The following is a 15,237-nucleotide window of genomic DNA, read 5'->3' on the forward strand; positions in this document are numbered from 1 at the left end:
TAGGCTCCTTCTCTCTCGGGACGGGTCAGGCAGACTTCGCCTGCGCATGCAGGTGCTGGAGGGACGGAGTGCCGGACTCGAGAGCGTTGAGCAGACTCTCGACCTGGGCCATGTGGTTGCACAGGCCTTTACCGCGGATCTTGCCGTGCTCGTCGAGGATCACCCCGTACGGTGTGGTGCCCACCTGGTAGGCGATGCCCACGTCGCGGGCGTCGATGTAGCTCAGTTCGTCGCCGATATTGCTGCCGGCCAAGAACTCCCGGTGTTCCTCGGGCGTGCCGTCCGAGACGATGACGACGTCGAGATCGGTTTCGGCGCGGGCCATCGCACGCAGGCCGGGCAGCAGACTCTTGCAGGTGCTGCAACTCGGCGCGGTGAACATCAGCAACTGCGCCTTGTCGCGGTGCCCGCCCACCCGCACGGAGCGGCCGACGTGATCGACGAGCCCGGCGAACGACGGGCCGGCCTGCTCGACCTTCGGGCCGGTATCCATCATCCGCGCTCCGAGGGGACCGAGCCGGACCTGGACGCGGCCGATCTCCCGTGCGAGCGCGAGGGTCATGAGGAACAGCAGTGCGACCGCGACGGTCAGCACCACGACGGCCACCAGCAGAAATGTTGTCATCGAAGTAGTCCTATCTGTGCAAGGTGGGGCTGAAGAGAGGGTTAGGAGCCGTACCGCGACTCGGCGCTCACAGCGCGGAGTTTGATCGACGCGGAGGTCAGGTAGTCGTCGACCGGACGCCGGCCGACGTGCACGACGGCTTTGATCTGCACGACCGCGACCACAGCCAGTACGACCAGCAGGCCGCTCGCCGCTCCGATGAGTCGCTCGAGCGGAGCGATCTCCGCGGAACCGGTCGCCGCGAGGACGAGTGCGGCGACGGCGAACGATGCCGCGCGGACCGCGTGGAACCACCCGATCCTCGGCACTTCGTGGGCAGAGAACGCGAAGCAACCGCAGTCGAGATCACGCCGCCCCCGCGCCAGGTTCGCTGTCAGCCCGAACGCGAAGGCGGCGAACAGCAGTGCGGCGCCCGACGCCGCCCACACACCGGCGATCCCGAGGATCAATGCGGTTCCCACCAGAACCTCGACGAGCGGCAGCGAACCCGCCACCACACGTTCCATTCGGTGCGGCAGCAGCCGGTACCCCTTCACCACGGTCAGAAGCCCGTCCCGGTCGCGGAGCTTCGGAATGCCCGCGAGCAGGAGCGTCCCCCCGAGTATCGATGCGACCATCGCCCACAACATGGATCACGCCCTCTCTGTCGTCGGGCCAATCCTGATGAGCAGATGCGGCACTTTTGCGTCGCGCAGGAAAACACTGTGCGGTCGCCGAGTGGAAAAGTGTCCTGCAACGTTCCGGACCTGTTTGTGCTGGTCACCCGGGGCGGGGTGTGACGCGGATCGCGGCGGAGGGCAGGAAGGCGGCGTTGTGGCAGGTGGCGGGGGCTTCCCCGATTTCCACTTGGATTCACACGACCGTCACGTGCGCCACACTTCTGAAACGAATGAGACAAATGAGGCGAAGAAACCAAGTGGAAACACGGGAGTTCTACTGTTTCCGCTGGTGGCCCGGGTCCGAAGACGGGCCGACGGACGATCGGAGTGCCCGTGGCGAGCGGCAGGCGTGGCGGTGGTGGGTCACGGATCGGTGGTGCGCTGGGAGCGGCGATCGCGCGATCCCGGAATACGGCACCGGCCGTCACACCGGTGTTTTCTCCCCTGCGGGCGCTGAACCGACGTCAACTCTCGCAGATCGACCTGATCGGTCAGTCCCTGTCGACGGTGGCCCCCGCGACGGGAATGATCTTCATCGCCTCGTGGATCATTTCCGCCGATCCTGGAGTCGCAGGGCTGGCGGCGATCCTCGGCACCACCGCGGTGGTCGTCGCGGTCGCGTTCTGCATCTCCCAGTTCACCCGCCGGCTCGCTGCCGCGGGGTCGTTGTACAGCTTTGCGTTCCAGGGACTTCCCCGGCGTGCCACCCTCACCATGGGCGCGGCCCTGCTGCTCGGTTATCTCGGCATCGCGATTTCGGTTCTGGCCAACTCCGCGGTGAGCCTGCTGGGAATCGCCACCGCTCTCGGTAGTGCCGTGTCCGGGACTGTACCGCTGCTGGTGTGCGCGGGGCTCGTCGCAGGTGTCGTCGCGACCATTGCGGTGCGCGGTGTCCGTCTCGCGACGCGGGCGATCCTCGTCGTGGAACTGTGTTCACTGGTGGTCATCTGCGCACTGATGGTCACCGACTCCGGGACTCCGACCTCCTCGGTCGCACCCGGCACCGCCGCAACGTTGCCGTTCCTGGCGCTGATGGTGGTGTTCGGGATGGCGGGATTCGAGAGCGCGGCGTTCTTCGGGGCCGAGGCCAGGCGACCCCTGATCACAGTGACCCGGGCAGTGCTGGTCACCCCGATCCTGTGCGGAACAGTTTTCGTCTTCGCCGGATGGGCCGCACTGACCGGGCACGCGGACGTGGTCGTGGCCGCGTATTTCGAGGGCACTGCCTCGGGAGCGAGCACTGCGATGGTGGTGGCGGTCAAGGTCGGAGTGACTTTCTCCTGGTTCGCATCCGCCCTGGGATGTGCGCAGGCGGGTTCGCGGCTGTTGCTGGCGATGGGCATCGAGGGCACCGTTCCACGACGCCTGTCCCGTGTCCATCGACGGTTCCGCACACCGTATGTCGCAGTGATCGTGTTCACCGCCGCGGTGGTGATCGGCGCGTGGATGTACCTGGTGATCTTCCTCGGCGACTCGATCGTGTTCGACGGTTTCGTCGAGGTCGCCGTGGTCGGTGCCTACACGTTGCTCGCCGTCTCGTGTCTGAGGTTCCTGCGACGTATCGGCGAGGATGCCCGCACGACCACCGTGGTCGCAGTGGGTATCGCCTGCGTGGGCGCCGGACTGCTCGGATATCTCACGCTCTCCGGGATCAGCGACGGGCAGTGGGGGATACCGACCGCCGTGCTCGTCGTCGGACTGGCCGGCGTGGTGTGGGCGGCCGTGCTGAAGCGGCTCCGGCCGGAGTCGCTGGCGACGATGGGCGCCTTCGACAGCCCGGAAACCACCGACCTGCTGCCCGGCGCAGGCGAATTGGTACTCGACGACGACGGACGACCGCAACTCGTTTCGGCTCATTCGCTGCCGGGAGACCGGCGATGACCACCCAGTCCGACGCCGCAGTGGGGTTCGGTGGGCAGCAGCCCAAGGCTGTACAGAAAGCACTGGGAATGCTCGAGGCCGTGGCGCATCTCGGACCGGGTGCCACAGCGAAGGAAATCGCCCACTTTGCCGATGTTGCCCCCACGACCGCCTACCGGATGCTCAATCTGCTTGTTGCCGAAGGTTTCCTGGTGCGCGTACCCGACCTGTCGGGCTTCGCTCTCGGGCGGCGCACCGCCGAACTGTCCCGTGCCGCGGTGGAGACGGACACCTCACCCACACTGCACGAGACGGTCGAGGAGTTGCGCTCGCACACCCGTTTCGGGTTGCACGTGGCCTCGTTCGCCGGTGGCAGGCTGCGGTTCGTCGATCAGGACCCCGACCACGAGATCGTCGGTATCGCGCTGCTGGCCAAGAACCTTCACTCGAACGCGCTCGGAAAGGTGATGCTCGCCCACAATCCCGGGATGAGCGTGGGTCTCGAACTCCGCAAACTGACCGAGTACACCGTCTGCGACCCGGATGTTCTCGAATCGGAGCTGTCCAGGACCCGGCTCGTCGGTCACGCGTTCGAGAATCAGGAATGCCGCGTGGGACGATCGGCGCTGGCCGTGCCGATCCGCAACCACGATGCCGAGGTGGTCGGGGGGCTCTGCTTGCAGGGGTCGCCGCTACGCGTGTCCCCGGCGGAGTACGACCAGCTGACATTCCTTCACGACGGCTCGCGGCGCCTCACCGGATTGTTGTGAAGCTCTGCATCATTCCGGAATAACGTTTCGGAGGCGGAGGCGCGAACTCACCGCGCTTTCCTCCGGTGACGAGTCCCATCGTGACCAGCGACTGCACCGTCAGCGTTGCCGCGGTGACACCGTCGACGACGGGGACGCCGAGGTCGGCCGAGATCCGGGCGCACAGGTCTGCCATCCCGGCGCAGCCGAGCACCACGACGTCGGATCCGTCTGCGCACAACGCGTCGAGACAGGCTTCCGTGACGATCTTGCGAGCGTCCGGATCGGTGTCGAGCGCCAGCACGGGGACTTCGCACGCGTGCACACCCCGGCACGAGTCGCGCATGCCGTACCGGCCGGCAAGGTCCCGGGCCCGCCCGGTCGTGCGGCCCAGTGTCGTGACGACCGAGAAACTCCGGCCCAGAAGGGTCGCGGTGTGCATGGCGGCCTCGGCGATTCCCACGACCGGTCCGGTCGCGATCTCCCGCGCCGCATCGAGACCCGGGTCGCCGAAGCAGGCGATCACGTAACCGTCGACACCGTCGCGCTCTCCCTTCTCGATCTCCGCCAGCAGACCGGGGACGGCAAGTGCTTCGTCGTAGTGGCTTTCGATGGACGGCGGTCCCATCTCCGGGCTGACCGCCTCGAGGCGTGTGCCCGGGCCTGCGACGGCCCGGGCACACGCCTCGATCTTGGCGGTCATCGCCCACGTGGTGTTCGGGTTGACGACCTTGAGGAACATGCGATCAGACGGCTTCCTGCGCGGGGGCGGTCTCGGGGATGCGGACTGCCCACCGGGTGCGGGTCGCGAGCAGGTGGTAGACGACGAAGCCGAGCCCGCACCCGATGAACCAGCTGTATTGCGCAGCGGTGCTCATGCCGGGGGCGCTGTTGAACAGCACCGGGGTCATCGCGACGGCCGCACCGACGACGGTGGCGACGACCGCAGCGGGGTTGTAGCCCTTGCTGTACCAGTAGGCGCCCTTCTCGGACATCGTGAACAGATCGTCGACGATCACCTTCTGCTTGCGGACCAGGTAGTAGTCGGCGATGAGAATGCCGAACAACGGGCCGATGAAGGCACCGAGGGTTTCCAGGGTGTAGTGGATGACCTCCGGGTTGTTGTACAGATTCCACGGGGTGATGAGGATCGAACCGACCGCGGCGATCATGCCGCCCGCCCGCCAGCTGATCTTCTGCGGGCTGACATTCGAGAAGTCGAACGCCGGCGAGATGAAGTTCGCGACGATGTTGATGCCGATCGTGGCGATCGCGAAGGTGAGTGCTCCGAGGACGATGGCGAAGGTGGAGTCGATACGGGCGACGGTTTCGACCGGGTCGGTGATCAGTTCGCCGTAGACCGGGAGCGTCAGCGACGCGGTGATCACCACGAGCAGCGAGAAGACCAGGAAGTTGAGCGGGAGACCGAGGAAGTTGCCCTTCTTGACGGCGCCGAACGACTTGCCGTACCGGGAGAAGTCTCCGAAGTTCAGCATGGGGCCGGAGAAGTACGAGACCACCAGGGCGATTGCGCCGAGCATGACCGGCACCGACGACCAGCCGGTGTGCGTGACATCGCCCAGCGTCAGGTCGATCGCACTCCAGCCGGCCTTCGAGATCAGGTATCCGCACAGCAGGAACATCACGACGTACACGGCGGGCCCACAGAAGTCGATGAAGCGCCGGATGGACTCCATGCCGCGCCAGAACACGCATGCCTGCAGCACCCACAGGGTGAGGAAGCTGACCCAGCCGAGAGCGGACAGCCCGGCGAACCCGTAGTCGGCGACCACGGCGTACGGGGCGAGCGAGGGAAACAGCTTGATGAGCACCACGTCGAGTGCGGCCGAGGCGAGAAAAGTCTGAATCCCGTACCACGCCACCGCGATCAGTCCGCGGATGATGGCGGGGATGTTCGCACCCAGCACGCCGAAGACACTGCGGCAGATCACCGGATAGGGAACACCGGTGGCCTGGCTCGGTTTGGCCACGAGGTTGCAGAAGAAGTAGACGATGGTGATGCCCGCCAGGAGGGCGACGAGGACCTGCCAGCTCGCCAGGCCCAATGCGAACAAGCTCCCGGCCGTGACGTAGCCGCCGACGCTGTGTACGTCGGACATCCAGAACGCGAAGATGTTGTACGAGCCCCAGCGCTGGTTCTTCAGCGGTGCCAGGTCGTCGTTGGTGAGCCGCGGATCGTAATCGGCGGCGGACGGACCCGGAACGGGGGCGTCGTCGCGTGGTATCAGCACTTCGGTCATGGGTGCTCCTGGGCGGTGGGGAAACTCGATGCGCCGAACGCTAATTGCGCGAGGTTGCCGCAGGATTACCCGAACTGTATATCTTCCGCGGGCAGCAGCCCGGCACCTGCCGCAAGCGTCGCGATGGCTGCGTCGAGGCGCCGGTTGTGATGCTCGTAGGCCGCGAGCAGTTGCTCGGTGTCACGCGCGAGGAACGCGTCGAGCATGGCCTGGTGTTCGTGGTGCAGGTCGGCACGTTCCGCGTCGCTCACGTGCACCATCGGCTGGACCGGTTCGGTGATGTTCCAGGCATATTCGAGCATGTGCAGAAGCCGGTGCATCCGGGACGGGCGAGCGAGCGTCATGTGGAACACGCGGCTCTCGCGGTGATAGGTGTGCGAGTCGTGCTCGTGCACTGCGCGTTCGAGTATTTTGTGTGATTGCTCGGCGAGCCGGTAGTCCTCCGGGGTGGCGTTGTGCACAGCCGCCGCGAGCGAGGCCGATTCGAGTGTTTCCCGGACGAGATACAACTCGCGCAGTTCCTCGGCCGTCAACTGGGCGACGGTGTACCCGTGATTCTGGCGATGGGTGACGAGTCCTTCACCGATGAGGGTCTTGAGTGCCTCGCGGACGGGGATGCGGCTGACTCCGAACATCTCCGCGACCTCACCCACCGGTATAGGTGTGCCCGGTGGTGCTGCGCCCGAGAGAAACACGCGCCGCAACTCCTCGAGGATCGCGTCCTGGGGCCGTCCGGGTACGTCCACTCGGAGCCGGTCGACAAGCACCGATCTGCGACGTGGCGCCACGGCGGTGGCTCCTTCCTGTCCGGCGAACACGGGCGACGACGACGCGACGGTAAGCCCCTGATGTGTCCGCTGCGTCTCGCTCGTGTGACAGCGACGAGTCGCCGGGCCCTCGGTCGACGCCGAGAACACCAACCGGCATCGGCGGGTGCGCTAGGGGGCCGCTGCCCGCGTGGTCGTCGGGAGCGTGGCGCGCGTCGTGGGCTGGGGCGTGGTCGCGGGGCGCTCGTCCCGCTCCTTGTCCTCCGAGCGACTGTCGTCCTGGGGCTTCGTCCGCCGCGGGTACCGAGTGATGTCGCGGGTTGTGGACGTGACCGACACCTGCTGAGAGGTGGGTGGAGAGGTGCGGGCAGAGGTGGTGACCACGTTTTCCTCGACCGGAATCACCGTGCCGGCGCCGGCGTCGGCACCGGGGTAGACGGTGGTCTCGACGATGGGTTCGGCTGTGGTGCTAGAGATCGGGGGTTCCGTCGTCGGCGTCTCGGATCTGCTTACGGGAGAGGCCGTGACGACGGGTGTCTGGGACGGGGGAAGATCCACCGAACGGGACGTCGGAGAGGGTGGTGCCGACAATTCCTCGGGTTCCGAACCTGGCAGGACGACCACGGCGACTACGGCGAGGACCAGCACCGCTGCCACCGCGGCGATCGCTGCCGTTTTCCGGCGCCCACGGCGGGCGACGGGGAATCCGTTCCGGTTCAACGGTTCGATACGGCGTCCCATGTCGGCGAGTTCCGTGTCGAGGGGCGTTGCCGTGAGCACACGGTCGCGCAGGCGGCGGGGGAGCGGGACGGGCGGCACGGCCGCGAACAATCCGGTCGCATTCGGAACGGCCGGTACCGCCAGGTCGACCGCTTGCTGAGCGCGAGCGAACGGGCGGCCGTCTCCGGCGGCGGATCCGAGGATCGCGTCGATCTCCTGGTTGGTGAAATGATGGCGCACCGCCAGTTCGAGGACCTCGCGTTCGATCGCGGCGAGGCTGCCCACCGCGTCGCGGACCGCGTACAACTGGGGACGGAGCGGTGGCGCCGCGGGATCGGTGGCGGGAACGAAGCCGACCGTGCCGGCAGCACGCCCGGGCTGCGCACACTCGGAGCGGACGATCGCGTAGAGCCACGCCCGCAACAAGCCGGTGTCGCGGAGAGCGTCGATTCGGCGCACCGCGATCCAGATCGAGTCGTGCACGACATCGGAGGCAGTCGATGCGTCGACGAACCCGCAGGCGTACGCGAACAATCCGGGCGCGTACAAGTCGTACAGCCGTGCTGTCGCCGCGGGATCTCCCTGCCGCAGTGCCTCGCCGACCTCGCGGTCGGCAGACCCGTTCCGGTACGCCATCGATGCAACCCCTCCCCTTCGTCCGCGCCCCCGTGTGCCCCTGCGGGACTCGCGCCCGGGTGCACTCTACGAGGCGCGGGGCAGACAGGGAATGCCTCGGTCCGGCGAGAGTCCGGCGAGCCCTGTTGCCGGTTCGGATGCGTACGTAGTGTGCGGGGTATGGCGGCATGGACAGCGAACGACATTCCCGATCAGAGCAACCGCACGGTCGTGGTGACCGGTGCGAACAGCGGCCTCGGCGCCGAGACGGCGCGGGCGCTCGCGCGTGCCGGCGCCCAGGTGGTGCTGGCGTGCCGCGACGTCGCGAAGGGAGAGGAGGTGGCCGCGGACATCGGTCCGAACGCGCAGGTGCGCAAAGTGGACCTCGCCGACCTGTCGTCGGTGCGTGCGTTCGCCGCGGACCTCGCCGCGACCCACCCGACCATCGATGTGCTGGTCAACAATGCGGGCGTCATGGCGGTGCCGCTGCGGCGGACCGCCGACGGCTTCGAGATGCAGATCGGCACCAACCACCTCGGCCACTTCGCGCTCACCATGCTCCTTCTCGGGCGCATCACCGATCGCGTCGTCACCGTGAGCAGCACCATGCACCGGATCGGCAAGATCGATCTGGACGATCTGAACTGGGAGCGGCGCCGCTACGAGCGGTGGCCCGCGTACGGCCAGTCGAAGCTGGCGAATCTCCTGTTCGCCTACGAGTTGCAGCGACGGCTCACCGCGCACGGATCACCGGTGAAATCCTTTGCGGTACACCCGGGTTACTCGTCGACGAACCTGCAGTACCGGAGCGAGTCGCGGTACGGGAAGCTCGTCGAGTGGGTGACTCCGGTCATCGGTCAGTCGGCCGCGATGGGAGCACTCCCGTCCCTCTACGCCGCGACCGCCGCGGATGCGGAACCCGGCGGTTTCTACGGGCCCGGCGGCCTGTTCGAGATGCGAGGACACCCCGGGAAGGTGCAGTCCAACGCGCGGTCGCACGACCGGGGCGTCGCCGCGAGCCTGTGGTCGCTGTCCGAGCAGTTGTGCGACGTGCGGTCACCGCTCACGTCAACGTGAACGACACGGGAGGCAGGGCGTCGCGGCGGCACAGACCGGTCTGGTCGACGAGGTCCAGGGTGCGCAGGTAGCGACGTACGAGATCACCCGCGGAGAGCCCCGATTCCGACGCGACGCGCAGCGCTGCGGCAAGGCCGTCGCCGCGGGCCCAGCTGTGGACGGCCCCGACGGCCACCGGGTCCGGGTCGGGGCTCACCGTCAAACCGTGGCGCTGTTCCGCTGCCGCCAGTTCGCCCCAGAGGCGCGTGGTGACGCGCAGGGCCTCGTCCACCGCCGGGGTGGTCCGTCCGGACGCCGCGGCGGTGCGGTGCCGCGTCTCGCCGAGCACGGTCGAGACCACTGCCGCGAGCTCGCAGGGTTCGAGCCCGTCCCATGCTCCGGTCCGCACGCATTCGGCCACCAGAAGGTCGCTCGTGCAATAGATCCGGCCGAGCCGTCGTCCGTCGTCGGTGACGTACGCCGACTCACCGGCCGGGTCGAGGATCACGTAGCCGCGTTCCTCGAGCACGGCGAGGGTGCGATCGAACGTGGTGCGCAGACGTCCGGTGACGCCCTCGATCCGCACGCGCATTCGTTCCGTGTCGGTGACCAGGGTGCCGAGCCGGCCCGCGACGGCCAGGAGGTGCGCCCGGTCGGGCCGCCGGTGGCCCGGGTGTGAACGCACCGCGCGGGCGAGCGCGGTGACGGTGTCCGCGGATGCCGTGGTGCGCGCGAACGCGAGACGCTCGTAAAGGCTCCGGTATTCCGTGAAACCTGCGGCATCGGCGAGTTCGGCTTCGAGGTCGGCGATCAGCGCGGTATTCGTCCGTACCGCGTCGGACAGCGCGCGCACCGATCGCTCCGCCTGGAATTGGGCGAACGAACGGTCCAGAAGTGTGCGTGCGCCGTCGAGGCCGACGCGGTCGATCAGATTGACGCAGGTGTTGTAGCCCACGCGCAGCGAGCTGTGCAGGGGATAGGCGCGCGTCGAGGCGAGTCCGGCAACGGTGGCGGGGAGGGTGTCGGGCTGCCAGAGCACCACGGCGTGCCCCTCCTCGTCGATCCCGCGCCGACCGGCGCGGCCCGTGAGCTGGGTGTATTCCCCGGGCGTCAGGCGCACAGGTCCGGCTGCCGTCGGTTTGACGAGACGTTCGAGTACGACGGTGCGGGCCGGCATGTTGACCCCCACCGCGAGGGTTTCGGTCGCGAACACCACGCGGACGAGCCCGCGCGTGAACAGGTCCTCGACCGCGTGCCGGAATGCCGGAACGAGGCCGGCGTGGTGTGCGGCGAATCCACGCTCGAGCCCCTCGATCCAGTCGGAGTAGCCGACCGCGTCGAGGTCGGCCGGGGGCAGAGAAGCCGTGTGCCGGTCGGCTATCGCGCGGATCTGCGGGACCTCCGCCGCCTCGGTGAGACGCAGGGAAGAGTCGAGGCATTCGGTGACGGCGGCGTCGCATCCCGACCGGCTGAAGCGGAACCAGATGGCGGGCAGGAGTTGTTCGGCCTCGAGCCGCGCCACGATCTCCGGGCGATCACCGCCCGCGGGAAGGGGTGCCGAGGTCCGGCGCTTACGGCGTTTCCTCGCTCCGGGGGATGGAGCGGCGTCGGCGAGTTGCCGATGTGCGATGTAACGGTCGAGGGTGTCGTCGATGGTCCCGGTGCCGGGGGAGAAGAGGGCGAACAACCGCCCCCCGGCGAGCATGTGCTGGGTGAGCGGGACCGGGCGGACCTCGTCGACGATCACGGTGGTCTCGCCGCGCACCCGCCGGATCCATGCCCCGAATTCTTCGGCGTTGCTCACCGTGGCCGACAGGCTGGCCAGCCGCACCGAGCGGGGAAGGTAGAGGATCGTCTCTTCCCAGACCGCGCCTCGTTCCCGGTCGGCCAGATAATGCACCTCGTCCATCACGACGTGGGTGAGGCCGTCGAGGAGGGGGGAGCGGGAATGCAGCATGCTGCGCAGGACTTCCGTCGTCATGACGACGACGGGGGCGTGCGGGTGAAGGGTGATGTCCCCGGTGAGCAGGCCCACCTCGCCCTCACCGAATCGCTCGACGAGGTCGTTGTACTTCTGGTTGCTCAGCGCCTTGATGGGCGTGGTGTAGAAGCAGGTGCCGCGAGGAGTCGAGTGCCGGAACGTGGGTGAGCTCTGACGAGACTCGAGCGCGAGGTAGGCCGCGAACTCACCGACCACCGTCTTCCCGGCTCCGGTCGGGGCGCAGACCAGCACGTCTCGGTTCTCTTCCAGCGCACGGCAGGCGTCGATCTGGAAGTCGTCGAGCGTGAATCCCACCTCGGCCGCGAACTTCGCGAGCCGCGACCCGTCCTGCATACCCACGTGTCCACGCTACGCGGACGCGGCATGGACACGTGGTGAGGCCGGGTGGCCCGGGTAATCGGTCAGTCTTCGGAGATCTCGAGGGTGACCTCGATGTTGCCGCGGGTCGCGTTGGAGTACGGGCACACCTGATGAGCCTTCTCGGTGAGCTCGCGGGCCTGTTCGGCGGACAGCTTCGGCAAGGTGACCTCGAGGGTGACGGCGAGGCCGAACCCGCCGCCGTCGGTCGGGCCGATGCCGACGCGGGCGCCCACGGCGGAGTCACTGATGTCGGCCTTCTCCTGACGGGCGATCATCTGCAGTGCCGAGTGGAAGCACGCCGCATAGCCCGCGGCGAACAGCTGTTCGGGGTTGGTGCCTTCGCCGTCGCCGCCCATCTCGGTGGGCATGGCGAGGTCGACGTCGAGCTTACCGTCGCTGGTGCGAGCGTGCCCGTTGCGTCCGGCTCCGGTGGCGAGGGCTTCTGCGGTGTAGAGGATCTTCATGGCGGTCCTACCTTTCCTCGGGGGTGTCGCCGGCTGCGTGCTGCAGCGCGGCGGTCAGGCGGTGGAGCGTGTCGCGGAGTTCGGCGAGTTCGTCGAGTTCCAGACGGCCTGCGCGGGCCACGCAACCGGGGATGTCCGCGGCTTCTTTCCGTAGCGCGTTGCCGGCGTCGGTGAGGCGTACGACGACACGTCGCTCGTCGTCGCGTTGCCGTGTCCGTTCGACGAGCCCGGCCGACTCGAGTCGCTTCAGAAGAGGCGACAGTGTGCCGGTGTCGAGGTCGAGGGCGTCGCACAGGTCCTGCACTCCGCGCGCGTCGCGTTCCCACAGTGCGAGCAGTACCAGGTACTGCGGGTAGGTGACGCCGAGTCGGTCCAGGAGCGGCCGGTAGACCGCGGTGGTGGCGCGCGACGCGCGGTAGAGCGCGAAGCACACCTGCTGATCGAGAGCGAAAGGATCCGACACGTGAAATAAAGTAGCGCACCGTTGTGTTGTGCACAATACAAAGTCTCCTCGTTCGCCGTGACGTAGCTCACCTTCATTTGCCCTGGGGCTTCGGAATTGATGAAGTGTTCGGCACGTTAGTTGAGTGAGTAAGGCTCAAGTCAAGAGAAAGGCTTCGGAATGACGGCATTCTTCGGGCCTGGCGGACCCGGCCGAATCGACCTCTCCCGCTTCATGAGCCGCGGTACGCAGGAACTGATGGCGGTCGCGGCTCGCTTCGCCGCAGAACGCGGCGACGCCGACCTCGATGCGCTGCACCTCCTCCGCGCCATGGCGGAAACCGATCCGGCCCGCACCGTCATGGCCCGCTCCGGAGCCGATCCGGCCGCGGTCGTCGCGGCTGTCGACCAGCGGTTGCCGCAGAGCAACCCGGACTCCGGCGTGTCGGCTCCCGCACTCAGTGGGGCGGTCAAGACCGCGTTGCTGGAGGCACATCAGCTCTCGCGCGCGCTCGGCTCGACCTACATCGACCCCGAGCACGTGTTCTTCGCGCTCGCCGCGGACCAGACCCGCGCCCCGGGACGGTTGCTCGCCTCCCTCGGTGTCACCCCGCAGTCTCTGCAGACGGCGCTCCAGCCGGTGCCGCCGGCCGAAGCGGGTGGCGACTCCGCGACCCCGACGCTCGACCAATTCGGTGTCGACCTCACCGAGCGCGCTCGGAGCGGTGGCATCGACCCCGTCGTCGGCCGCGCCGACGAGATCGAGCAGACGCTCGAGATCCTGTCCCGCCGCACCAAGAACAACCCGGTTCTCCTGGGCGAGGCAGGTGTCGGCAAGACCGCGATCGTCGAAGGGCTCGCCCAGCGCATCGTGGACGGCGAGGTGCCGGAAAACCTGCGCGACAAGCGAATCGTCCAACTCGACCTGACCGGCATGGTGGCGGGCACCCGCTACCGCGGCGACTTCGAGGAACGCCTCACCAAGGTGCTCGACGAGATCACCGCACAGTCGGGCGCACTGATCGTCTTCATCGACGAACTCCACACCGTCGTCGGCGCCGGTGGCGGCAACGACGGGGCGATGGACGCGGGGAACATCCTCAAGCCCAAGCTCGCCCGCGGCGAACTGCACATCGTCGGTGCCACGACACTCGACGAATACCGCAAGCACATCGAGAAGGACCCGGCGCTCGAACGGCGCTTCGGTCCGGTGATGGTCGGTGAGCCGAGCCGTGAGGACACGGTCGCCATCCTCCACGGACTGCGTGACCGGTACGCCGAATTCCACGGTGTCCGCTACACGGACGAGGCCCTCGACGCCGCCGTCGACCTGTCGGTGCGATACCTGCCCGACCGGCACCTGCCGGACAAGGCGATCGACCTCGTCGACCAGGCCGGTGCGCGGTTGCGGCTGCACACCCCGCGCGTCGACGGTGCACAGCTGCGGGACCGGCTCGTCGAACTCGAAGCCGAGAAGGACCGCGCGGTGCAGGCCGAGGACTACGAGGAAGCCTCGCGCGTCCGCGACGAGATCGTCCGGATCCAGCAGCGCATCGACTCCGGTGCGCCGGCTGATGCGGACGTCCCGGTGGTCGGCACCGAACTGATCGCCGAGGTCGTCTCGCGCGCGACGGGAATCCCCGTCACGCAGATGACCAAGGTGGAGAAGGACCGTCTCCGCACACTGGAGGACGAGCTGCACAAGCGCGTCATCGGCCAGGACGAGGCGGTGCGCGCGGTGGCACGTTCCGTCCGCCGGAGCCGCTCGGGCATGAGCGATCCGCATCGCCCGGTGGGCAGCTTCCTGTTCCTCGGCCCGACCGGCGTGGGCAAGACCGAGCTGGCGAAGGCGCTGGCCGAGGTCCTGTTCGGCGACGAGCGCAAGATGCTGCGTGTCGACATGAGCGAGTTCGGCGAACGACACACCGTGAGCCGTCTCGTGGGCGCCCCGCCCGGGTACGTCGGCTACGGCGAGGCCGGTCAGCTGACCGAGCAGGTCCGTCGCAACCCGTACTCGGTCGTGCTGCTCGACGAGATCGAGAAGGCGCACCCGGATGTGTTCAACACCCTGTTGCAGGTGCTCGACGACGGCCGTCTCACCGACGGTGAAGGCCGCACGGTGGACTTCACGAACACCGTCGTCATCATGACCAGCAACCTGGGATCGGACATCATCTCCAGCCGTGGTGGGGCCATCGGGTTCACCACCGGCGACGCGGAGGCGGAAGAGAAGCCGCTGCGCGACCGGGTGATGGGACGGCTGCGCGAATCGATGCGGCCGGAGTTCCTCAACCGCATCGACGAGATCGTCGTGTTCCGCAGGCTCGACGACGCACAGTTGCACCGGATCGCCGATCTCCTGCTCGACGAGAGCCGGAAGCGGCTCCAGGCCAAGGGCATCGAGATCGACTTCAGCCCCGAGGCCGTGGAGTGGATCGCCCGTCACGGGCACCAGCCCGAGTTCGGTGCCCGCCCGTTGCGGAGGTCCATCGCACGGGTTGTCGACGACCGCATCGCGGATCTGCTGCTCGACGACACGCTGGTCGAGGGCGGACGCGTCGAAGTCGACGTCGCCGGCGACGAACTGGAGTTGCAGGTGGTCTGAGATTCCGAAAAAGGGCGGGTGTGTGCACTGCACACACCCGCCCTTTCGTACGT

13 protein-coding genes are annotated in these 15,237 nt (G+C 67.7%); 4 read left to right on the forward strand and 9 right to left on the reverse strand.

Annotated elements, in window-relative coordinates:
• Positions 1-25: 25 nt before the first annotated feature.
• Positions 26-625 carry a redoxin domain-containing protein gene (locus ACLQ3J_RS15195; RefSeq protein WP_169621220.1) on the reverse strand — a complete coding sequence of 200 codons (600 nt, stop codon included), beginning with the start codon at positions 623-625 and terminating at the stop codon, positions 26-28.
• A gap of 41 nt (positions 626-666) precedes the next feature.
• Entirely contained in the window at positions 667-1,242 is a 576-nt protein-coding gene (locus ACLQ3J_RS15200; RefSeq protein ID WP_296551051.1) for a MauE/DoxX family redox-associated membrane protein, read from the reverse strand.
• Positions 1,243-1,617: 375 nt separating this feature from the next.
• Between ACLQ3J_RS15200 and ACLQ3J_RS15205 the strand changes: the two genes are divergently transcribed.
• Both ACLQ3J_RS15205 and ACLQ3J_RS15210 read left to right on the forward strand, forming a co-directional pair.
• Positions 1,618-3,165 carry an APC family permease gene (locus ACLQ3J_RS15205; protein WP_296551052.1) on the forward strand — a complete coding sequence of 516 codons (1,548 nt, stop codon included), beginning with the start codon at positions 1,618-1,620 and terminating at the stop codon, positions 3,163-3,165.
• Complete coding sequence (locus ACLQ3J_RS15210) at positions 3,162-3,914, forward strand: IclR family transcriptional regulator (RefSeq protein ID WP_422423227.1); 753 nt, start codon at positions 3,162-3,164, stop codon at positions 3,912-3,914. The genes ACLQ3J_RS15205 and ACLQ3J_RS15210 overlap by 4 nt, the downstream gene beginning before the upstream one ends.
• Here ACLQ3J_RS15210 and ACLQ3J_RS15215 read toward each other — a convergent pair.
• From ACLQ3J_RS15215 to ACLQ3J_RS15230, 4 genes are all read right to left on the reverse strand, one after another.
• Positions 3,898-4,635, reverse strand: coding sequence for an aspartate/glutamate racemase family protein (locus ACLQ3J_RS15215; RefSeq protein ID WP_296551054.1), 738 nt, complete (start codon positions 4,633-4,635; stop codon positions 3,898-3,900). The two genes, ACLQ3J_RS15210 and ACLQ3J_RS15215, sit on opposite strands and share 17 nt — an antisense overlap.
• Before the next feature lie 4 nt (positions 4,636-4,639).
• On the reverse strand, positions 4,640-6,154 hold the full coding sequence (locus tag ACLQ3J_RS15220) for an NCS1 family nucleobase:cation symporter-1 (RefSeq protein WP_422423229.1): 1,515 nt from the start codon (positions 6,152-6,154) through the stop codon (positions 4,640-4,642).
• Positions 6,155-6,219: 65 nt separating this feature from the next.
• Positions 6,220-6,942 carry a GntR family transcriptional regulator gene (locus ACLQ3J_RS15225; protein ID WP_169651914.1) on the reverse strand — a complete coding sequence of 241 codons (723 nt, stop codon included), beginning with the start codon at positions 6,940-6,942 and terminating at the stop codon, positions 6,220-6,222.
• A 150-nt stretch (positions 6,943-7,092) separates the two neighbouring features.
• Complete coding sequence (locus tag ACLQ3J_RS15230) at positions 7,093-8,277, reverse strand: sigma-70 family RNA polymerase sigma factor (protein ID WP_422423230.1); 1,185 nt, start codon at positions 8,275-8,277, stop codon at positions 7,093-7,095.
• A gap of 159 nt (positions 8,278-8,436) precedes the next feature.
• Here ACLQ3J_RS15230 and ACLQ3J_RS15235 point away from each other — a divergent pair, with 159 nt between their 5' ends.
• On the forward strand, positions 8,437-9,333 hold the full coding sequence (locus tag ACLQ3J_RS15235; RefSeq protein ID WP_422423231.1) for an oxidoreductase: 897 nt from the start codon (positions 8,437-8,439) through the stop codon (positions 9,331-9,333).
• Here ACLQ3J_RS15235 and ACLQ3J_RS15240 read toward each other — a convergent pair.
• The 3 genes from ACLQ3J_RS15240 to ACLQ3J_RS15250 all read right to left on the reverse strand — a co-directional run bounded on the left by ACLQ3J_RS15240 (position 9,320) and on the right by ACLQ3J_RS15250 (position 12,601).
• On the reverse strand, positions 9,320-11,647 hold the full coding sequence (locus ACLQ3J_RS15240) for a DEAD/DEAH box helicase (protein ID WP_425903867.1): 2,328 nt from the start codon (positions 11,645-11,647) through the stop codon (positions 9,320-9,322). The two genes, ACLQ3J_RS15235 and ACLQ3J_RS15240, sit on opposite strands and share 14 nt — an antisense overlap.
• Before the next feature lie 68 nt (positions 11,648-11,715).
• Positions 11,716-12,138: an organic hydroperoxide resistance protein gene (locus ACLQ3J_RS15245; protein WP_425903766.1), complete on the reverse strand. Its 423-nt coding sequence runs from the start codon at positions 12,136-12,138 to the stop codon at positions 11,716-11,718.
• Between the two features lie 7 nt (positions 12,139-12,145).
• Positions 12,146-12,601, reverse strand: coding sequence for a transcriptional regulator, SarA/Rot family (locus ACLQ3J_RS15250; protein WP_169621210.1), 456 nt, complete (start codon positions 12,599-12,601; stop codon positions 12,146-12,148).
• A gap of 159 nt (positions 12,602-12,760) precedes the next feature.
• Here ACLQ3J_RS15250 and ACLQ3J_RS15255 point away from each other — a divergent pair, with 159 nt between their 5' ends.
• Positions 12,761-15,184 (forward strand): ATP-dependent Clp protease ATP-binding subunit, encoded by a 2,424-nt coding sequence (locus tag ACLQ3J_RS15255; RefSeq protein ID WP_169621209.1) that lies wholly within the window; start codon positions 12,761-12,763, stop codon positions 15,182-15,184.
• Positions 15,185-15,237 lie beyond the last annotated feature (53 nt).

The organism is Rhodococcus sp. DT1, from assembly GCF_049844875.1.
Classification (GTDB): domain Bacteria; phylum Actinomycetota; class Actinomycetes; order Mycobacteriales; family Mycobacteriaceae; genus Rhodococcus.